This is a genomic window from Guggenheimella bovis (assembly GCF_054492335.1).
This window is the reverse complement of the sequence record NZ_JBQWTF010000001.1, coordinates 478,294-492,976: the sequence shown is the minus strand read 5'-3', so window position 1 is coordinate 492,976 and position 14,683 is coordinate 478,294. Positions and strand designations below refer to the sequence as shown.

Genomic DNA, 14,683 nt, shown 5'->3' with positions numbered 1-14,683 from the left:
ATGACAAGAACTGAACGAACGAGAATCCTCATTGAAGGAAGGCGAGAGCTTTCCGGAGAAATGAGCAGAACCATCCGACATCTTTATCAAGTACGTGAAATTCAACCCCCTAAAGGCAGCTTAGTGATGTTAAAGGTACGCGAACATGGGAAAGGTGGCCTCTTTTATTTAGGCGAAGTCTTTGTCATGGAGTGTAAAATGCTCCTTCAGGAAAAAGTAGGCTTAGGAATCGTGAGAGGTAGTGACGAACAACTCGCAAGAGACCTTGCGATTATCGATGCTGCCTATAAAGCAGGAATCGACCTATCGAGCTTTGACGAGCGACTCGAAAAAGAAAGGCAACACATCGAAGGAGAGAGAGAACGTGAATCGGCAAATATTCTCCGAACAGAAGTTGACTTTTCTACGATGGAGGCCATGGATGAATGACTTTGTCTTTACGACTCAAAGCACCTTTCGAAAACTCATCGATGCCTTGAGTCATCCGGGAAAACTGATTCATCTCGAAAAGGAAGCGAGCGAACTACAAATTGAAACGCAGATGAATAGTCTCTTTCTACTTTTCGCAAGGACCTTCTTAGACCTTGAAGTCACCTTCTACTATCCCTTTGAAGAGGCGAGCTTCATCTCATCTCTTACGTATTCCAAATCGATAAGTTGTGAAGAAGCCGATTTTCTCTTCCTTCCCTTAGAGGATGAGTCACGCGATGAATCCTTAAAAAAAGCGAAGATCGGTACACTGATGTATCCCAACAAAGGTGCAACCGTCGTCTATGAAGTCGATGAACTTTTTCTTGAGGGAGACATCGAGTTGAGTGGTCCTGGTATCGAAAAGAAGGCTTCTTTTGGACTAGGACCTTCCGATAGAAACTGGATTCCCATTCGAAATCTTCTTACGAGTGAGTTTCCCCTAGGAATCGACCTCATTTTGATCGATGGTTCGGGAAGAGCCTTAGCGATTCCTCGAACGACACATATGGAGGTGTAAATGGGATACGTTGCTGTTAAAGGTGGTGTTCAAGCGATCAAGGCTTCGATCGAAAGACTCGATTACGAGCGTTTAAAAAACGGCCGCGTCGCAGAGGTCGAGACGATTAAAGCGTCCATGCGCTTTTTAATCGATCAGCTCATGAGTGAAGCGAGTCTCTACGACGAAACGCTTGCGAGTCTCGCTCTAAAGCAAGCGGAAGGTTCCCCAGAAGAAGGTGTCTTCTTACTTCGCGCCTACCGCTCGACACTCGAAAGAAACCACTATTCAAACATTCTAGATGCAGAAGACATGTTCGTTGAGAGAAGAATCTCTTCGAGCTTTAAAGATATTCCTGAAGGACAAATTCTAGGTTCTACTACAGACTACGTACATAGACTCTTAGACTTTTCGCTCCTTCAAGAGGATCCTACAGAGATCAAACATCTTTTAGATTCTTTTGAAAAGAACGTACAGAGAAAGCCTGTAAGACACTTTCCAAAGGTCGTAGAGATCTTAAGAAAAGAAGGGATCGTCGAAAAAGAAGCGTTTGACGACACTGAACCGAACGACGTAACGAAGGAAAGCCTTCGCTTTCCCTCCTCTCGTTCCGAAAGACTTCAAGTACTTACGCGTGGTCAAACGGGTGCTGTGACGAGCTTAGGCTATGCGGCACTTCGTGCCTATGGACTCTTGCATCCTACGATTGCAGAGTGCCGCGTGGGAAGAATGGCCGTTACGATTCCTGACCCTGAAGGATCGGATGATGGCTACTACATCGGTGAAGTTCGTATTAGTGAAGTAGAGAGCTTCATTCCACACATTACAAAAGATGAATTTGGCGAAGAGCAGACGAACTTCTCTATAGGCTATGGCATCTGCTTTGGTCAAAACGAAACGAAAGCTATCGCGATGAGCTTACTCGATGCTTCATTAGAAGCAGGAGATAAGAGTAACCCGGTGCAAAATGAGGAATTCGTCCTTCTTCACATCGACAGTGTAGAATCCACTGGCTTTATCAGTCACTTAAAGCTTCCTCACTACGTCACCTTCCAGTCGAAACTCGATGCGATCCGAAAGGAGCTCAAATGAACGACTATAATTACGGCTTCTTAGATGAAGGCTCCAAGCGAGAAATTCGTCGAAGCATCTTTAAAGCCATCTGTATTCCTGGCTTTCAGGTACCTTTCGCTAGCCGTGAGATGCCTATCGCTCGCGGTTGGGGAACAGGTGGACTACAGATTACGTTATCGATCATTGGCCCTATGGATACGCTAAAAGTCATCGACCAGGGTTCCGATGAATCGACGAATGCTGTAAATATTAAAAACCTCGTGCAGAAGACGACGGGTGTTGCGATTACAGAAGACACCGAGTCTGCTACACTCATCCAGTCTCGTCACCGCATCCCTGAAATTCCCTTGGAACATCAGATTCTCGTTTTACAAGTGCCCGTTCCAGAGCCACTTCGCGTAGTTGAGCCCTCCGAACTTGAAACGAGAAAACTTCATGCCCTAGGGGAATACTCAGGTGCTTACCTAAATATCTTTGAAAATCTCTTGCGCTTTGGAAATGCAGAAAGTGGAGCAGACCACCCGGTAACCGTCATGAACCGCTACGTCATGGCTCCTTCACCCATTCCACGCTTTGATAACCACAAGCTAAACATGGCTAAAAACCTCACGCTCTTTGGAGCCGGTCGAGAAAAGAAGATCTACGCCGTACCACCTTACACGGAGGTCTCAAGCCTTGCCTTTTCTGACCATCCCTTCCAGATTGAAGACCAAACGGGAAGACGATGTAAGCTATGTGGAGCGACGAATGTCTACTTTGACGAGCTCTTTGACGAAAAGAGTGGTGAAACTTATTTCCAATGTAATGACACGAGCTACTGCCTAAAGAGGAGGAACGATGAGACCGACGCTTGAAGTCAAGCACCTTTCCAGGCGCTACGGCGAGGGTTGTCCTCACTGTCAGGATCGTAAAAACTTAATTCGAAACTTCTGTCCCGTCTGTAAGAGCGTTTACGCCTTAGACGATGTCAGTCTTGAAGTCTATAAAGGAGAGATTCTAGGAATCGTAGGGGAGAGTGGATCGGGTAAATCGACCCTTATGAAACTCATCTACTTCGATGACGAAGCGACTTCTGGTACGTATCACATTGAAGGAAGTGACAATCTCTTCTTAGAAAACGATCAGAAGAAACGATACATCCGTAATCACACGCTTGCCATGGTCTATCAGAACCCCTTAAAGGGCTTAAAGATGCACCTTTCTGCGATTTCAAATATCGCTGAAAAACTCATTTCAAGTGGCGAAAGGCGGGCTGACTATATGATCGAGCGCGGTATTGAACTTCTAGAAAGAGTTCAGATTCCAGCTCACCGTATGAAAGAGTCACCACAGAATTTCAGTGGCGGTATGCAGCAACGCGTTCAAATCGCAAAGGCTCTAAGTAATAATCCGCCCATTCTATTCTTGGACGAGGTCACGACTGGTCTCGATTTAAGCGTTCAAGCAAGCGTTCTTGACCTCATCTTAAGTCTTCAGCGTGAACTCAAGATGACCATGATCGTTGTAAGTCACGACCTCGCAGTCGTTCGAATGCTCGCAGAGCGAACCATTGTCATGAAGGATGGACGAATCGTAGAAAGCGGTCTTACCGACCAAATTCTTGAAGACCCGATTCATCCTTATACACAAGAGCTCGTCTACTCACTACTGTAAGGAATTCCTATGAAAATAATTAATGGACAGGTCGTCTTTAAAGACGCCATACGAGCAGTCGATCTCTACGTCGAAGACGGTCGTATCCAGTTTACTGGAACAGACGATGAGATCATCGATGCGAAGGGTGCGTGGATCACGCCAGGATTTATCGACGTTCACTCCGACTACATCGAACACATGAGTGCACCGCGTCCCACGAGTCTCATGGATCTAAAGATCTCGTTAGCAGAAGCAGAACGTGAGCTTCTCGTGCACGGCATTACGACGATGTATCACTCGTTATCTCTCTATAAAGACGATGTGTTTGCACATAAACCCATTCGCACACCAGAAAAAGTAAAAAAGCTCATGGACTTTATTTATGAGGAGCACAGTAAAAAGCACCTCGTAAGACATCGCTTTCATGCACGCTTTGAAATCGATAACTTAGAGCAGATTGAACCGGTAAAAAAAGCCATTGAAGAAGGAAAGATTCAGCTTTTAAGCTTCATGGACCACACGCCAGGCCAAGGTCAGTACCGAAACATCGAGGTCTACTGTAAGACGCTTCGAGGCTATCAGGATATAAGTACGGAATTTCTTGAAAAGCACATTAAAGAGAGTCAGACCAAGGCCAAAATGACCTTTTCTACCATGCAGGAAATCGCACAGGTCGCTAAGGATCACAACATTCCCATCGCATCTCACGACGACGATTCCGAAGAAAAAGTCGTCCTCATGAAGAGCTTAGGGACGAGCATCAGCGAATTTCCTATAAGCTTAGATGTTGCGAAAAAAGCCATCGAACTTGGAAGTGTCGCCGTAGGAGCCCCAAACATTCTCTTAGGGGGATCGCATTCAGGAAACTTAAGTGCTGCAGAAGCTATTTTAAATGGCTGTGCAGATATCCTCTGTTCCGACTACTATCCAGCGAGTCTCTTGCACTCCATCTTCTACATGAATGAGCACCACGACATCCCCATTTACGAGATGGTAAATATGCTCACCTTAAACCCTGCGACGGCCTTAGGGTTAGATGACTTCGGTTCTATCGAAGAGGGGAAAGTCGCAGACCTTCTCTTCATTCGAAAGATCGAAGATCTCGCCCGCATCGAAAAGGTGATGGTCGATGGAAAAGTCGTCCTCGAGACGAGGTATCGCATATGATACAGATTCCAAAAGAAGGACTCATCGCAGAGAGTGCAGAGATCGTAAATAGCTCGCTCGGTGAATACATTCAGGTGGGTGCCGATAACTTTTATGACCGCGTCGTATTAGGTGACTTCAGTTACACCGGAGAGCGCTGTATCCTTCAAAACGTCGTCATAAAAAAGTTTTCTAATATCGCAGCCCACGTTCGAATCGGTCCTACGAATCACCCGATGACAGGAGCCTGTCTTCACCACATCGTATACCGAAGAAGCTACTACGGACTAGGAGAAGACGATAAGGACTTCTTTGATAGAAGACACTCTCGAGTGACGACCATTGGTAACGACACCTGGATCGGTCATGGAGCCATCATTATGCCAGAAGTAACGATCGGAGACGGTGCCATCGTAGGAAGCGGAAGTGTCGTTACAAAAGACGTCGAGCCCTTTTCGATCGTCGTCGGAAACCCTGCGAAGTTTCTTCGCTACCGCTTTTCAGAAGACATTAGAGAAGCCCTTCAATCGATCGCTTGGTGGGACTGGCCTACGGAGCAGATCTTTAAACATGTCGATCTCTTAGCACTCGAAGCAGAAGAATTTGTAGAAAGGATGAAATCATGGCACTTTTAGAGATCAAGGAGCTTAAAAAATCCTTTACGATTCACTCCCTAGGAACGCACATTGAAGCGTGTAAGGATGTCTCCTTAACGCTCGAAGAGGGAGAATTCGTCGGTATTACGGGACGAAGTGGTTCTGGTAAGTCGACCATTTTACGCTGTATCTACCGCACCTATCTCGCAGACGGTGGCGTGATCCTCTACGACTCCGAAGCTTTTGGTAAGATCGACCTCATTAAGGCTTCCGAGCAAGAGATCCTACAGCTTAGAAAAAGAGAACTCGGATATGTGAGCCAGTTCTTTCAAGCTCCACCTCGAACGACAGCGCTAGAAATTATGATTCAAGCCATTACTGAAACGAATGAGACCGAGGATCCTAAAAGCTTAGCCATCGCCTTTTTAGAGCACTTTGAACTTGAAAAGTCGCTTTGGGATAGCTATCCTAAGACCTTTTCAGGCGGCGAAAAGCTTCGCTTAAACGTCGCACGTGCGATGGTTAAAAAACCTCGACTTCTCCTCCTCGACGAGCCTACTGCTAGTCTCGACGAAGCGAGTAAGAATAAAGTTCGCGAGCTCATCGTAAAGCTCAAGAACGATGGAACGACCATGCTTGGTATTTTCCACGACATCGAGTTCATGGAAGGAATCAGCGACCGCGTATTAAATATGCAGAAAGGAGTACTTCGATGAAATGTGATCTGCACCTCCATTCGTATTATTCTGATGGCTCTGATAGCATCGATGAAATCTGCGATATGGCCATGGATGCAGGGCTTGATGCCATCTCGATAACGGATCACGATACGCTTTTTCACCTTCGTGACGTCTTGGAAGCGAGAAAGAAGTTTCCATTAAAGATTCTTTTAGGGACGGAGATGAGCTGTAGCTACAAAGGAAAAAAGGTCCACATTTTAGCTTATGACTTTAGAGAAAATGCCCCAAACATTGAACGCATCGCAAGAAACACGCGAGAGAAGAGACACCGAAGGAGTTTAGAACAACTCGAACAGATCTTACAAGATGGCTATGACATCGACATGATGACGCTCTTAAAGCGCTTTGAGAAGAGTCAGGTGCTCTATAAGCAGCACGTCATGAAAGAGCTCATGCGCTTAGGTGCCGAGACGAAGATCTACGGTGACCTCTACCGTAAGTACTTTAAAGGAAAAGACATCGAATATCCCGATGTAAAGGACGTCATTGAAGCCATTCATAAGGATGGGGGAGTGGCTTATCTTGCGCATCCGAACGAGACTTCGAGCTTTGAATTTATCGATGAATTCATTTCGATGGGACTCGATGGCATCGAAGCTATCCATCCTTCGCACGACGAAGAGGCGGAAAAGAGGTCTCGCTCCTACGGCTTACCTTGCAGTGGAGGAAGTGATTACCACGGCCTCTATGAAGATGCATTAAAGCCACCGGGAACGCACCCAATTGATCTAGAAATACTTACAGAGGCTTAACATTTCTAACGCTCTTTAGAAACAAAGAGCTAACAAAGAATCGTTATCATTACAATAGACTTTTAAAACAATCTAGGAGGAAAACATGAAGAAAATTACGGCACTCCTACTCGCTATCATCATGGTAGTTGGACTCGTAGGATGTAATGGACAACAAGGTTCTTCTACAGAGCCTGCAAAAGCAGACAAAGATTCTATCACGATCGTTTGGTATCCAAACGAATCTGGCGCAGACCTTGAAAAGACACGTAACCACATTGCTGACCTCATCGCTAAAGAAACAGGTAAGAAGGTAGAGCACCAACTTACAACCGACTATGCTATCGCTATCGAAGCAATCGCTAACGGCAAGGCTGACGTCGCTTTCATGGGTGCTCAAGGTTATGTAGAAGCACACACAAAGAACGAAAAGGTTCTTCCAATCGTTGTAAACAGTGGTAAAGACGGTACACTTGACAGTGCAGTTTACTACAGCTGGTTCAACGTAAAGAAGGGTAACGAAGGCCAATACATGAAAGATGGCAAGTACTCCATCGACAACATCGTTGGAAAGCGCATGAGCTTCGTTTCGAACTCTTCTACATCAGGATTTAAAGTACCAACAGCTGGTATCATCGAATACTTCAAGAAGGATGCAAAGTGGGCTAACCTCACAGCAGAAGACCTCTCTGAAGGCGGAGCAGACAAGATGTTCTCTGAAGTTCTCTTCGGTGGTAGCCACCAAGGTTCTGCTGTTAACCTCCTTACAGATAAGGTTGACGTAGCTGCATTCTGCGACGTCTGCGTAGGAAACTATGTAGAGCCAGTTGGCGCTGATGTCAACAAGCCAGGTGCCGTTTACCGCGTCATCAAGGGTGCTGCTGAGCCATTCAACACCGTTGAAGGTGCAGAGTTCGTCGTAATCAGCACAACACCAGTTCTTAACGCTCCATTCGCAGCAAACCTCGAATCTCTCGGACAAGAGAACTTCGACAAGATCCAAAAGCTCTTCACATCTGATGCAGTAACGAACGACCCACTCATCTTCATTCCTAAGGATTCCAAGGAAAAGGGACTCTGGAAGGATGAAGGCGAAAGCAAGTTCCTTCCTGTAACAGACGATTGGTTCAACCCGATCCGCGAACTCAGCAAGTAGGACATTATGCCATTCATTTCCGTAGATCATCTGTCTAAGGAATATGTAAAAGGCTCAAAAGCATTAACCGATATAACATTCGATGTAGAAAAGGGTGAATTCATTTCGATCATCGGACCCAGTGGAGCAGGAAAATCAACCCTGCTCCGCTGTTTCAATAGAATGATTGACCCCACTAGTGGATCCATCACGATCGATGGCATGCAAGTAGAGTCTTTAAAGAAGACAGAACTCAAACAGCTTCGCCGACAAATCGGCATGATATTCCAACACTATAACCTAGTAAACAGACTGACTGTGTTAGAAAACACACTACACGGTCGGTTAGGCTATAATAGTGCACTTCGAGGCATGTTCGGCATCTATACGAAGGAGGAAAAAGAGAAGGCCATGAGCATCTTAGATACGCTCGGTCTTTCCGATCAGATGCATAAGCGCTGTGACCGCTTGAGTGGTGGTCAAAAGCAACGCGTGGGTATCGCACGTGCCCTCGTTCAAGAGCCCAAGGTCATTCTATGCGATGAGCCCATTGCTTCCTTGGACCCCTCCAGTGCAAGAATCATCATGGACTACCTCCACAATGTCAATAAAAAGCTAGGCATCACCTGTATCTTTAACCTTCACCAAGTTGATGTCGCGATGAAGTACTCTGACCGCATCATCGGAATTAACGCTGGTAAGATCCTCTTTGATGGAAGTCCAAAGGATTTAGAGCCAGCGATGATTCATCGTATCTATGGTACTGACGAAGGTCAGCTCATTACGGACTAGTATGGATACGACGAATACGTACTTTAAAAAGAAGCGTGCAAAGAGTTTACTGGCTCTTCTCGCCGTCTGTGGACTCTTCATTGCAGCTTCTCTCATCACAAACTTTAACTCCTGGAAGGCGATTATGAGCGTTCCTGAGAGTATCGTCTGGATGAGTAAGAACTTCTATCCTGTAAAGGATAGCTTCACAAGACTTCCAAATATCTTAAATAAGCTTTTAAATACGATCTTTATGAGTATCGCAGCGACTACGACGAGTGCCTTCTTTGCCTTCCTCTTTGCACTTTTAGGCTCAAACATGACGAAGGTCAATGGCATTCTTCAAAAGTTCAGCCGACTCGTTGCGAGCGTCTTTCGTAACGTTCCCGAAGTCGTCTGGGCGATGATCTTCCTCTTCACCTTCTCACAGAGTATGGTGACAGGCTTCTTAGCTCTCTTTTTCGTAACCTTTGGCGTACTCACGCGTGCCTTTATCGAAGCGATCGATGAAGCGAGTGTAGAGAGCGTAGAGGCACTACAGGCGACGGGGGCAAGCTATTTTCAGATCATTGGTCAAGCGATCATTCCTTGCTCCATCGCACAAGTCATTAGCTGGGTTCTCTACATGATAGAAACGAACGTTAGAAGTGCCACACTCATTGGTATCTTAACGGGAACAGGTATAGGACACCTCTTTAACCTCTACTATAAGTCTCTTAAGTATCACGAGGCTGCGCTCGTCGTCCTTTCTGTCATCCTCTCCGTTTTCATCATTGAAACGATCAGTAACAAAGTGAGGAGGGCGATTCTATGAATGAAGAAAATATTCAAAAATTAAAATTGAACTCCAACTTTGAAAAGCCAGAGGAGAAGAAAGAGGAGCACGATCATTCGAGACTATGGGTGGGAATCACACTCGTAACCCTTCTCGTGCTTACTGTCGTAAGCTTTTTAAACTTCGACACCAAGGGTATCGACCTCGGACAAGCTTCCATCGATACGATTAAAAATATCGGTGTCATGTTCGGTGAGATGGGACTCCATCACTTCGACTTAGGCCATGCCATCTGGCAACTTCTAATCACCTTTTCACTGGCATTCTTGACGACTTTTGTAGCTGCGATCATAAGCTTCTTCTTATCGCTTGTGGCTGCAAAGAACCTATCAAACGGCTTTTGGTCGACCATCGTAAAGGGCTTTGTCGCATTCATTCGCGCTGTACCGACGGTCCTTTGGGTATTGATCTTTGCGATCGCCGCTGGACTCGGAGCCGAAGCAGCCGTCATCGGTCTTTCCTTCCACGCCATCGGATACCTCACAAAAGCTTACTCAGAAGCCTTTGAAGAGATGGACATGGGTGTCGTAGAGGCCCTTCAAGCGACGGGAGCAGGCTTTTGGCAAGTCGTCTTCCAAGGTGTTCTTCCAACGACCATGAGTTATATCATCGCCTGGACCTTTATGCGCTTTGAGATCAACTATACGGCAGCTGTCGCCATGGGTGCTGCAGCCGGAGCCGGAGGTATCGGTTTCGACCTCTTCATGTCAGGTAGCTTCTACTACGACATGCGCGAGGTAGGAGCCGTTACGACGATCATTCTAGTAAGCGTCCTTCTCTTAGAAGCACTATCGGTACTTATTAAAAAGCACATTAAAGAAGGACAATAGACCGCAAACCGCGGTCTTTTTTTGTTCCCCGATCATTGTTATAATAAGAGGGGGCATATGCGAAAACTACTTCTACTTCTAATGATCCTCTTTCTCGTAGGCTGTCAAAGTAATGAAACGAAGATTGCATTCGATCGTACGGAAGCCTACATTGAAAGCATGAACGAGCGTGATATCGATACACAGCTAAAGCTCTTGGAGGCGTTCGATCTCGATAAGGCGACGTATTCCAATAGCTTTCTTCGTTATGTCAAAGAAGCGAAGCTCCTATCGATGAAGGTCGCTTACGAAGATAAGTACTTTCTTATCATAGAAGTGAACTTTACGCTGACGCTTTCTGACGATTTTCCGGAAGGAAAGCTAAGAGTAGGAGAGAATGCTCTCACGCGTTATATTACTTTTTATAAGCACGAAGACATGCAAATTCGTGAAATTCTTGATCGCTTGATCAAATAGGAGAAGCTATGTTAAAAAATACAACGACCTATCATAACTATGACGGTACATCAAGTAACGGAAAGAACACCGTAAAGATCTTTACAGAAGACGGCTTTATGCCTTATGACCTTCTCTTTGCTGGCCTTAGTTCCTGCTTCTATTCAACCTTTCAGGACGTTCTAGAAAAGAAGAAGATTGTAGTCGATAAGGTAGAGATTGAAGTCACCGGTGAAAAGCGTAAAGAGATCCCAATGACACTAACCTGGGTGAAGCTCGATATCAAAGTGTACGGCGATGTCGACGAAGAACAGGTGAAGAAGGCAGCAGACCTCGCAGCGAAGTACTGCTCGATTCATGAAACCATCTCGAAAGTAGCTGAGATGAGCCATGAAGTGAGCATCATCCGTGGCTAAGGTCACCTTAATCGGCGCACTAAATGTCGATTATCAAGGCTTTAGTTATAATAAGTTAAATCTCGGAGACTGCAATGTCGGCTGGATTCATACGACTTCAGGTGGTGTCGCAAGAAACATCGCAGAGGTCATGAAGAGGCTAGACAACGATGTTTCTCTCATTAGTGTCGTAGGAAATGACCACATCGGTGAGATGCTAAGAAAAAATGTCTTGGATCTAGGAATCGACTCCTCTGGAATCTTCATCCACGAAGGAACGAGTTCTTCTTTTAGTGCAATCCTTGGGCACGACGGAGAGCTAGGTCTAGGACTTTCTGACATGCGAATGATCGAAACGCTTTCTGTAGAAGAGCTTCAAAAAGAAGCGGAAAAGATCAGAGCAAGCGATGTCATTGTCCTCGATACGTGTGTATCGAAAGAGATCATTGATGCCACCTTCGATTTTGGCGTACCCGTCTTTTTAGATCCTGTCGGTATGGGAAAAGTAGAAAAGACCAAGGACATCCTTTCAAAGCTTCAAGGCATTAAGTGTAACGCCCTCGAAGCAGAGGCACTCACAGGGATCGAAGGAGATCCCTTGCCCTTAGCACGTAAAATTCATGAGATGGGTGTAAAGGAGGTCCTTTTAAGCACGAAAGATGGCATCTATTACGTGTCGGAAAACGAGGAACACTTTGAGTCATCACTTCATGCAGAAGCTACCAACGTGAGCGGTGCAGGAGATACCTTATTAGGTACTTTTCTTTCGAGCCGTTTACGAGGAGACGTGTTAACAGATGCCCTCCAATATGGTATGATAGCTGCAAGTCTCAGTGTTCAAAGTCTTGAACCAGTGAGTTCTGAAATCAACTGGGAGCACTTACGTCTCCTAAAGAAGGTCTTATGAAAGAAATTATCATTTCGTTAGCGCTACTCATGGCGTTTTTTCTCATCTTTACCTACAGTGTAGCGACTTTTGTTGGAAAACGCGTTCAGAGCAAGGAAGCAAAAATCGTCTTTTTTAGAAGACAACTCTATCTTCTTCCCATGCTCTCTATGTTTCTCGTCCTCTATCTCTTCTTAAAGGCGAAGTTCTTCCCTGAAATTTCGCTCTTTCTTGAAGTGCTGCTCTTACTCGTCGTAAGCCTCTTCTTAGCTTCAAGAGTTGAGCTTCACTTTGCAAAAGATCCGAGAGAATACAAGTCGGGAGATGAGGGTTTAATTCTTACGAGCGTGAGAAATGCCTTCCGCTTTAGTGAAATCGATAAGGTATTTGTGGAGAATCAAAGTCGTGTGGCCATTCACTGTACGACTGCGAAGGGTTCAAAGCGCGTCTTAAGCGTTCACATTACAGACGATAAGCGTAGAAAACAAATTGTAAGCTGGCTTAAAGCAGGAATGAAGGAGAGCAAAAAAGCGTCCTCCCATTCCTAGTTTTCGTTGACATCAAGCCTTTTATTGAGTATTATATAAGTGCATATGGAAGTAAAGAATAGTACAAGCGACTTCACTTCAAGAGACCCTCAGTTTGGTGCGATGAGGGAGTGAAATGCTTCGAACCCGCTTTACGAGTATGATCGCTTGTCACGTTACGACATTCAAGAAGTAATAAGGGTGGTACCACGGCTTTCGTCCCTTGAAGGCCGTGTTTTTTATTTTTTTAGGAGGAAATATGCGTTTAAAGAACAGCTACTTCTTTACGATTCGAGAGAACGTAAAGGATGAAGACAGTGTAAGTGGCAATCTATTAGTTCGTGCAGGTTATGTAAAAAAGAGTTCGAGTGGTGTATACATGATGCTTCCTTTGGGACTTAAGACGCTTCGAAACATCGAACAGATCGTTCGTGAAGAGATGGAGTCTACGGGCTGTCAGGAGCTCTGCATGCCTGCTCTCATTTCAGAAGAAGTCTATATCGATAGCGGCAGAAGAGAGAACTTCGGTCCCAGTATGTTCAGCTTAAAGGACCGTTTTGGCCGTCCCTTTGTTCTAGGACCGACGCATGAAGAGCTCTTTGCAATGGCTGCTAAGATGCAGATTAAGAGCTACAAGGATCTTCCGTTCTCCCTCTTTCAATTCCAAAACAAGTACCGCGATGAACCGCGTCCACGCTTTGGTCTCATTCGCGTAAGAGAATTCGTCATGAAGGACTCCTATACCTTCGACAAAGACTTAGAAGGTCTAGAGAAGAGCTACCAGGCACAGTTTGAAGCTTATAAGCGCATCTTTAATCGCCTCGGAATGGACTACGTCATCGTTCGTGCCGATACAGGTGTCATGGGCGGACTTCTAAGTGAAGAGTTCCAGGCACTGAGTCCCATGGGTGAAGACGTGCTCGTCATCGAAGAGAATAGTGGCTATGCGACCAACGTAGAGGTTGCAGGCTGCGTGGCTCCAGAAAAGAGCACAGAGGAGCACCTAAAGTATGAAAAGGTTCATACGCCTAATGCCAAGACCATCGAAGAGGTCGCAAGCTTCTTTGGAGAAGATCCTACGAAGTTTGCAAAGACCCTCATCTATTCCGTCGATGGAAAGCCGATGGCCTTTATGTTAAGAGGCGACCATGAACTAAACGAAACGAAGGTTCAAAAGCTTCTTAAGGCTCTCGAAGTAGAACTTGCTGAGCCAGAAGTTGTCGTCGAAGTGACCAAAGCTCCTGTAGGCTTTGCTGGTCCTATCGGGCTCGACATTCCAGTGATCGTTGACCATACAGTGAATGCCATGGCAAACTTCATCGTCGGTGCCAACGAAAAGGATATGCACTTTAAGAACGTCAACATGGAAGACTTCACACCTCACATGGTCGCTGACATCCGCAACATCGTAGAAGGTGAGATGTGCGAAAACGGCCAAGGGCCTGTCGTCTTTAAGCGCGGTATTGAAGTGGGTAACACGTTTAAACTAGGCGATAAGTACTCAAAGGCCATGGGCTTATATTACACCGACCCTGAAAACGGTCAGGTTCCTGTCATGATGGGTAGCTACGGCATCGGTATCGGTCGCTGTATGGCAGCTCTAGTTGAGCAAAATCATACGGAAAATAGCATCCTCTGGCCAAAGGCCATTGCACCGATTAAGGTTGCGATCGTCGTCATTAACACCAAGGACGAAGAACAGCTAAAGATTGCAGAGAGCATCTATGAAGAGCTAAAGAGTAAAAAGATCGACGTCGTCTTAGATGACCGCGATGAACGTCCAGGCGTTAAATTTAACGACATGGAGCTCGTAGGTGCTTACTCTCGAATTACCGTAGGTAAAGCCATTAAAGAAGGTAAGGTCGAGTTCAAAGTCCAAGGGGACGAAGAGAATACACTCGTTCCGATCGAAGAGATTGTACAAAAAGTTGAAGAAATCTTAAAATAATTATTAGATTGTATTAGAACTCCCTATTTCAG

At 45.6% G+C, this 14,683-nt stretch carries 18 protein-coding genes; all 18 read left to right on the top strand.

Annotation, left to right across the window (positions count from 1 at the left end):
• The 18 genes from phnG to ACUB3H_RS02500 all read left to right on the top strand — a co-directional run bounded on the left by phnG (position 1) and on the right by ACUB3H_RS02500 (position 14,651).
• Positions 1-429 carry a phosphonate C-P lyase system protein PhnG gene (phnG, locus tag ACUB3H_RS02585; protein WP_459129090.1) on the top strand — a complete coding sequence of 143 codons (429 nt, stop codon included), beginning with the start codon at positions 1-3 and terminating at the stop codon, positions 427-429.
• A complete protein-coding gene (gene phnH / locus ACUB3H_RS02580; protein WP_459129089.1) occupies positions 422-988 on the top strand; it encodes a phosphonate C-P lyase system protein PhnH in 567 nt (188 codons plus the stop codon). Before phnG ends, phnH begins: the two co-directional genes overlap by 8 nt.
• On the top strand, positions 989-2,059 hold the full coding sequence (locus tag ACUB3H_RS02575; protein ID WP_459129088.1) for a carbon-phosphorus lyase complex subunit PhnI: 1,071 nt from the start codon (positions 989-991) through the stop codon (positions 2,057-2,059).
• A complete protein-coding gene (locus tag ACUB3H_RS02570; protein WP_459129087.1) occupies positions 2,056-2,895 on the top strand; it encodes an alpha-D-ribose 1-methylphosphonate 5-phosphate C-P-lyase PhnJ in 840 nt (279 codons plus the stop codon). Before ACUB3H_RS02575 ends, ACUB3H_RS02570 begins: the two co-directional genes overlap by 4 nt.
• Complete coding sequence (locus ACUB3H_RS02565; protein ID WP_459129086.1) at positions 2,879-3,694, top strand: ATP-binding cassette domain-containing protein; 816 nt, start codon at positions 2,879-2,881, stop codon at positions 3,692-3,694. Before ACUB3H_RS02570 ends, ACUB3H_RS02565 begins: the two co-directional genes overlap by 17 nt.
• A 9-nt stretch (positions 3,695-3,703) precedes the next feature.
• Entirely contained in the window at positions 3,704-4,843 is a 1,140-nt protein-coding gene (gene phnM, locus ACUB3H_RS02560; RefSeq protein ID WP_459129085.1) for a phosphonate metabolism protein PhnM, read from the top strand.
• A complete protein-coding gene (locus tag ACUB3H_RS02555) occupies positions 4,840-5,457 on the top strand; it encodes an LbetaH domain-containing protein (protein WP_459129084.1) in 618 nt (205 codons plus the stop codon). The genes phnM and ACUB3H_RS02555 overlap by 4 nt, the downstream gene beginning before the upstream one ends.
• Positions 5,445-6,134 carry a phosphonate C-P lyase system protein PhnL gene (locus tag ACUB3H_RS02550; protein ID WP_459129083.1) on the top strand — a complete coding sequence of 230 codons (690 nt, stop codon included), beginning with the start codon at positions 5,445-5,447 and terminating at the stop codon, positions 6,132-6,134. The genes ACUB3H_RS02555 and ACUB3H_RS02550 overlap by 13 nt, the downstream gene beginning before the upstream one ends.
• Entirely contained in the window at positions 6,131-6,910 is a 780-nt protein-coding gene (locus ACUB3H_RS02545) for a PHP domain-containing protein (RefSeq protein ID WP_459129082.1), read from the top strand. Before ACUB3H_RS02550 ends, ACUB3H_RS02545 begins: the two co-directional genes overlap by 4 nt.
• An 85-nt stretch (positions 6,911-6,995) precedes the next feature.
• A complete protein-coding gene (locus ACUB3H_RS02540) occupies positions 6,996-8,045 on the top strand; it encodes a phosphate/phosphite/phosphonate ABC transporter substrate-binding protein (RefSeq protein ID WP_459129081.1) in 1,050 nt (349 codons plus the stop codon).
• Between the two features lie 6 nt (positions 8,046-8,051).
• Positions 8,052-8,816 (top strand): phosphonate ABC transporter ATP-binding protein, encoded by a 765-nt coding sequence (gene phnC / locus ACUB3H_RS02535; RefSeq protein ID WP_459129080.1) that lies wholly within the window; start codon positions 8,052-8,054, stop codon positions 8,814-8,816.
• Position 8,817: 1 nt separating this feature from the next.
• Complete coding sequence (phnE, locus tag ACUB3H_RS02530) at positions 8,818-9,609, top strand: phosphonate ABC transporter, permease protein PhnE (protein WP_459129079.1); 792 nt, start codon at positions 8,818-8,820, stop codon at positions 9,607-9,609.
• On the top strand, positions 9,606-10,460 hold the full coding sequence (locus tag ACUB3H_RS02525) for a PhnE/PtxC family ABC transporter permease (RefSeq protein ID WP_459129078.1): 855 nt from the start codon (positions 9,606-9,608) through the stop codon (positions 10,458-10,460). Before phnE ends, ACUB3H_RS02525 begins: the two co-directional genes overlap by 4 nt.
• Before the next feature lie 57 nt (positions 10,461-10,517).
• Positions 10,518-10,916 carry a hypothetical protein gene (locus tag ACUB3H_RS02520; RefSeq protein ID WP_459129077.1) on the top strand — a complete coding sequence of 133 codons (399 nt, stop codon included), beginning with the start codon at positions 10,518-10,520 and terminating at the stop codon, positions 10,914-10,916.
• Between the two features lie 8 nt (positions 10,917-10,924).
• Positions 10,925-11,311: an OsmC family protein gene (locus ACUB3H_RS02515; protein WP_459129076.1), complete on the top strand. Its 387-nt coding sequence runs from the start codon at positions 10,925-10,927 to the stop codon at positions 11,309-11,311.
• Complete coding sequence (locus ACUB3H_RS02510; RefSeq protein WP_459129075.1) at positions 11,304-12,197, top strand: PfkB family carbohydrate kinase; 894 nt, start codon at positions 11,304-11,306, stop codon at positions 12,195-12,197. Before ACUB3H_RS02515 ends, ACUB3H_RS02510 begins: the two co-directional genes overlap by 8 nt.
• Entirely contained in the window at positions 12,194-12,724 is a 531-nt protein-coding gene (locus ACUB3H_RS02505) for a hypothetical protein (RefSeq protein WP_459129074.1), read from the top strand. The genes ACUB3H_RS02510 and ACUB3H_RS02505 overlap by 4 nt, the downstream gene beginning before the upstream one ends.
• 238 nt (positions 12,725-12,962) lie before the next feature.
• The gene (locus ACUB3H_RS02500) at positions 12,963-14,651 is read left to right on the top strand and encodes a proline--tRNA ligase (RefSeq protein ID WP_459129073.1); all 1,689 of its coding nucleotides are present in this window, start codon (positions 12,963-12,965) and stop codon (positions 14,649-14,651) included.
• Positions 14,652-14,683: the final 32 nt, after the last annotated feature.

Excerpts from the sequence above, each read along its gene's own strand:
- phnG (WP_459129090.1), top strand. The coding sequence starts at position 1 with ATGACAAGAACTGAACGAACGAGAATCCTCATTGAAGGAAGGCGAGAG.
- phnH (WP_459129089.1), top strand. The coding sequence starts at position 422 with ATGAATGACTTTGTCTTTACGACTCAAAGCACCTTTCGAAAACTCATC.
- ACUB3H_RS02575 (WP_459129088.1), top strand. The coding sequence starts at position 989 with ATGGGATACGTTGCTGTTAAAGGTGGTGTTCAAGCGATCAAGGCTTCG.
- ACUB3H_RS02570 (WP_459129087.1), top strand. The coding sequence starts at position 2,056 with ATGAACGACTATAATTACGGCTTCTTAGATGAAGGCTCCAAGCGAGAA.
- ACUB3H_RS02565 (WP_459129086.1), top strand. The coding sequence starts at position 2,879 with ATGAGACCGACGCTTGAAGTCAAGCACCTTTCCAGGCGCTACGGCGAG.
- phnM (WP_459129085.1), top strand. The coding sequence starts at position 3,704 with ATGAAAATAATTAATGGACAGGTCGTCTTTAAAGACGCCATACGAGCA.
- ACUB3H_RS02555 (WP_459129084.1), top strand. The coding sequence starts at position 4,840 with ATGATACAGATTCCAAAAGAAGGACTCATCGCAGAGAGTGCAGAGATC.
- ACUB3H_RS02550 (WP_459129083.1), top strand. The coding sequence starts at position 5,445 with ATGGCACTTTTAGAGATCAAGGAGCTTAAAAAATCCTTTACGATTCAC.
- ACUB3H_RS02545 (WP_459129082.1), top strand. The coding sequence starts at position 6,131 with ATGAAATGTGATCTGCACCTCCATTCGTATTATTCTGATGGCTCTGAT.
- ACUB3H_RS02540 (WP_459129081.1), top strand. The coding sequence starts at position 6,996 with ATGAAGAAAATTACGGCACTCCTACTCGCTATCATCATGGTAGTTGGA.
- phnC (WP_459129080.1), top strand. The coding sequence starts at position 8,052 with ATGCCATTCATTTCCGTAGATCATCTGTCTAAGGAATATGTAAAAGGC.
- phnE (WP_459129079.1), top strand. The coding sequence starts at position 8,818 with ATGGATACGACGAATACGTACTTTAAAAAGAAGCGTGCAAAGAGTTTA.
- ACUB3H_RS02525 (WP_459129078.1), top strand. The coding sequence starts at position 9,606 with ATGAATGAAGAAAATATTCAAAAATTAAAATTGAACTCCAACTTTGAA.
- ACUB3H_RS02520 (WP_459129077.1), top strand. The coding sequence starts at position 10,518 with ATGCGAAAACTACTTCTACTTCTAATGATCCTCTTTCTCGTAGGCTGT.
- ACUB3H_RS02515 (WP_459129076.1), top strand. The coding sequence starts at position 10,925 with ATGTTAAAAAATACAACGACCTATCATAACTATGACGGTACATCAAGT.
- ACUB3H_RS02505 (WP_459129074.1), top strand. The coding sequence starts at position 12,194 with ATGAAAGAAATTATCATTTCGTTAGCGCTACTCATGGCGTTTTTTCTC.
- ACUB3H_RS02500 (WP_459129073.1), top strand. The coding sequence starts at position 12,963 with ATGCGTTTAAAGAACAGCTACTTCTTTACGATTCGAGAGAACGTAAAG.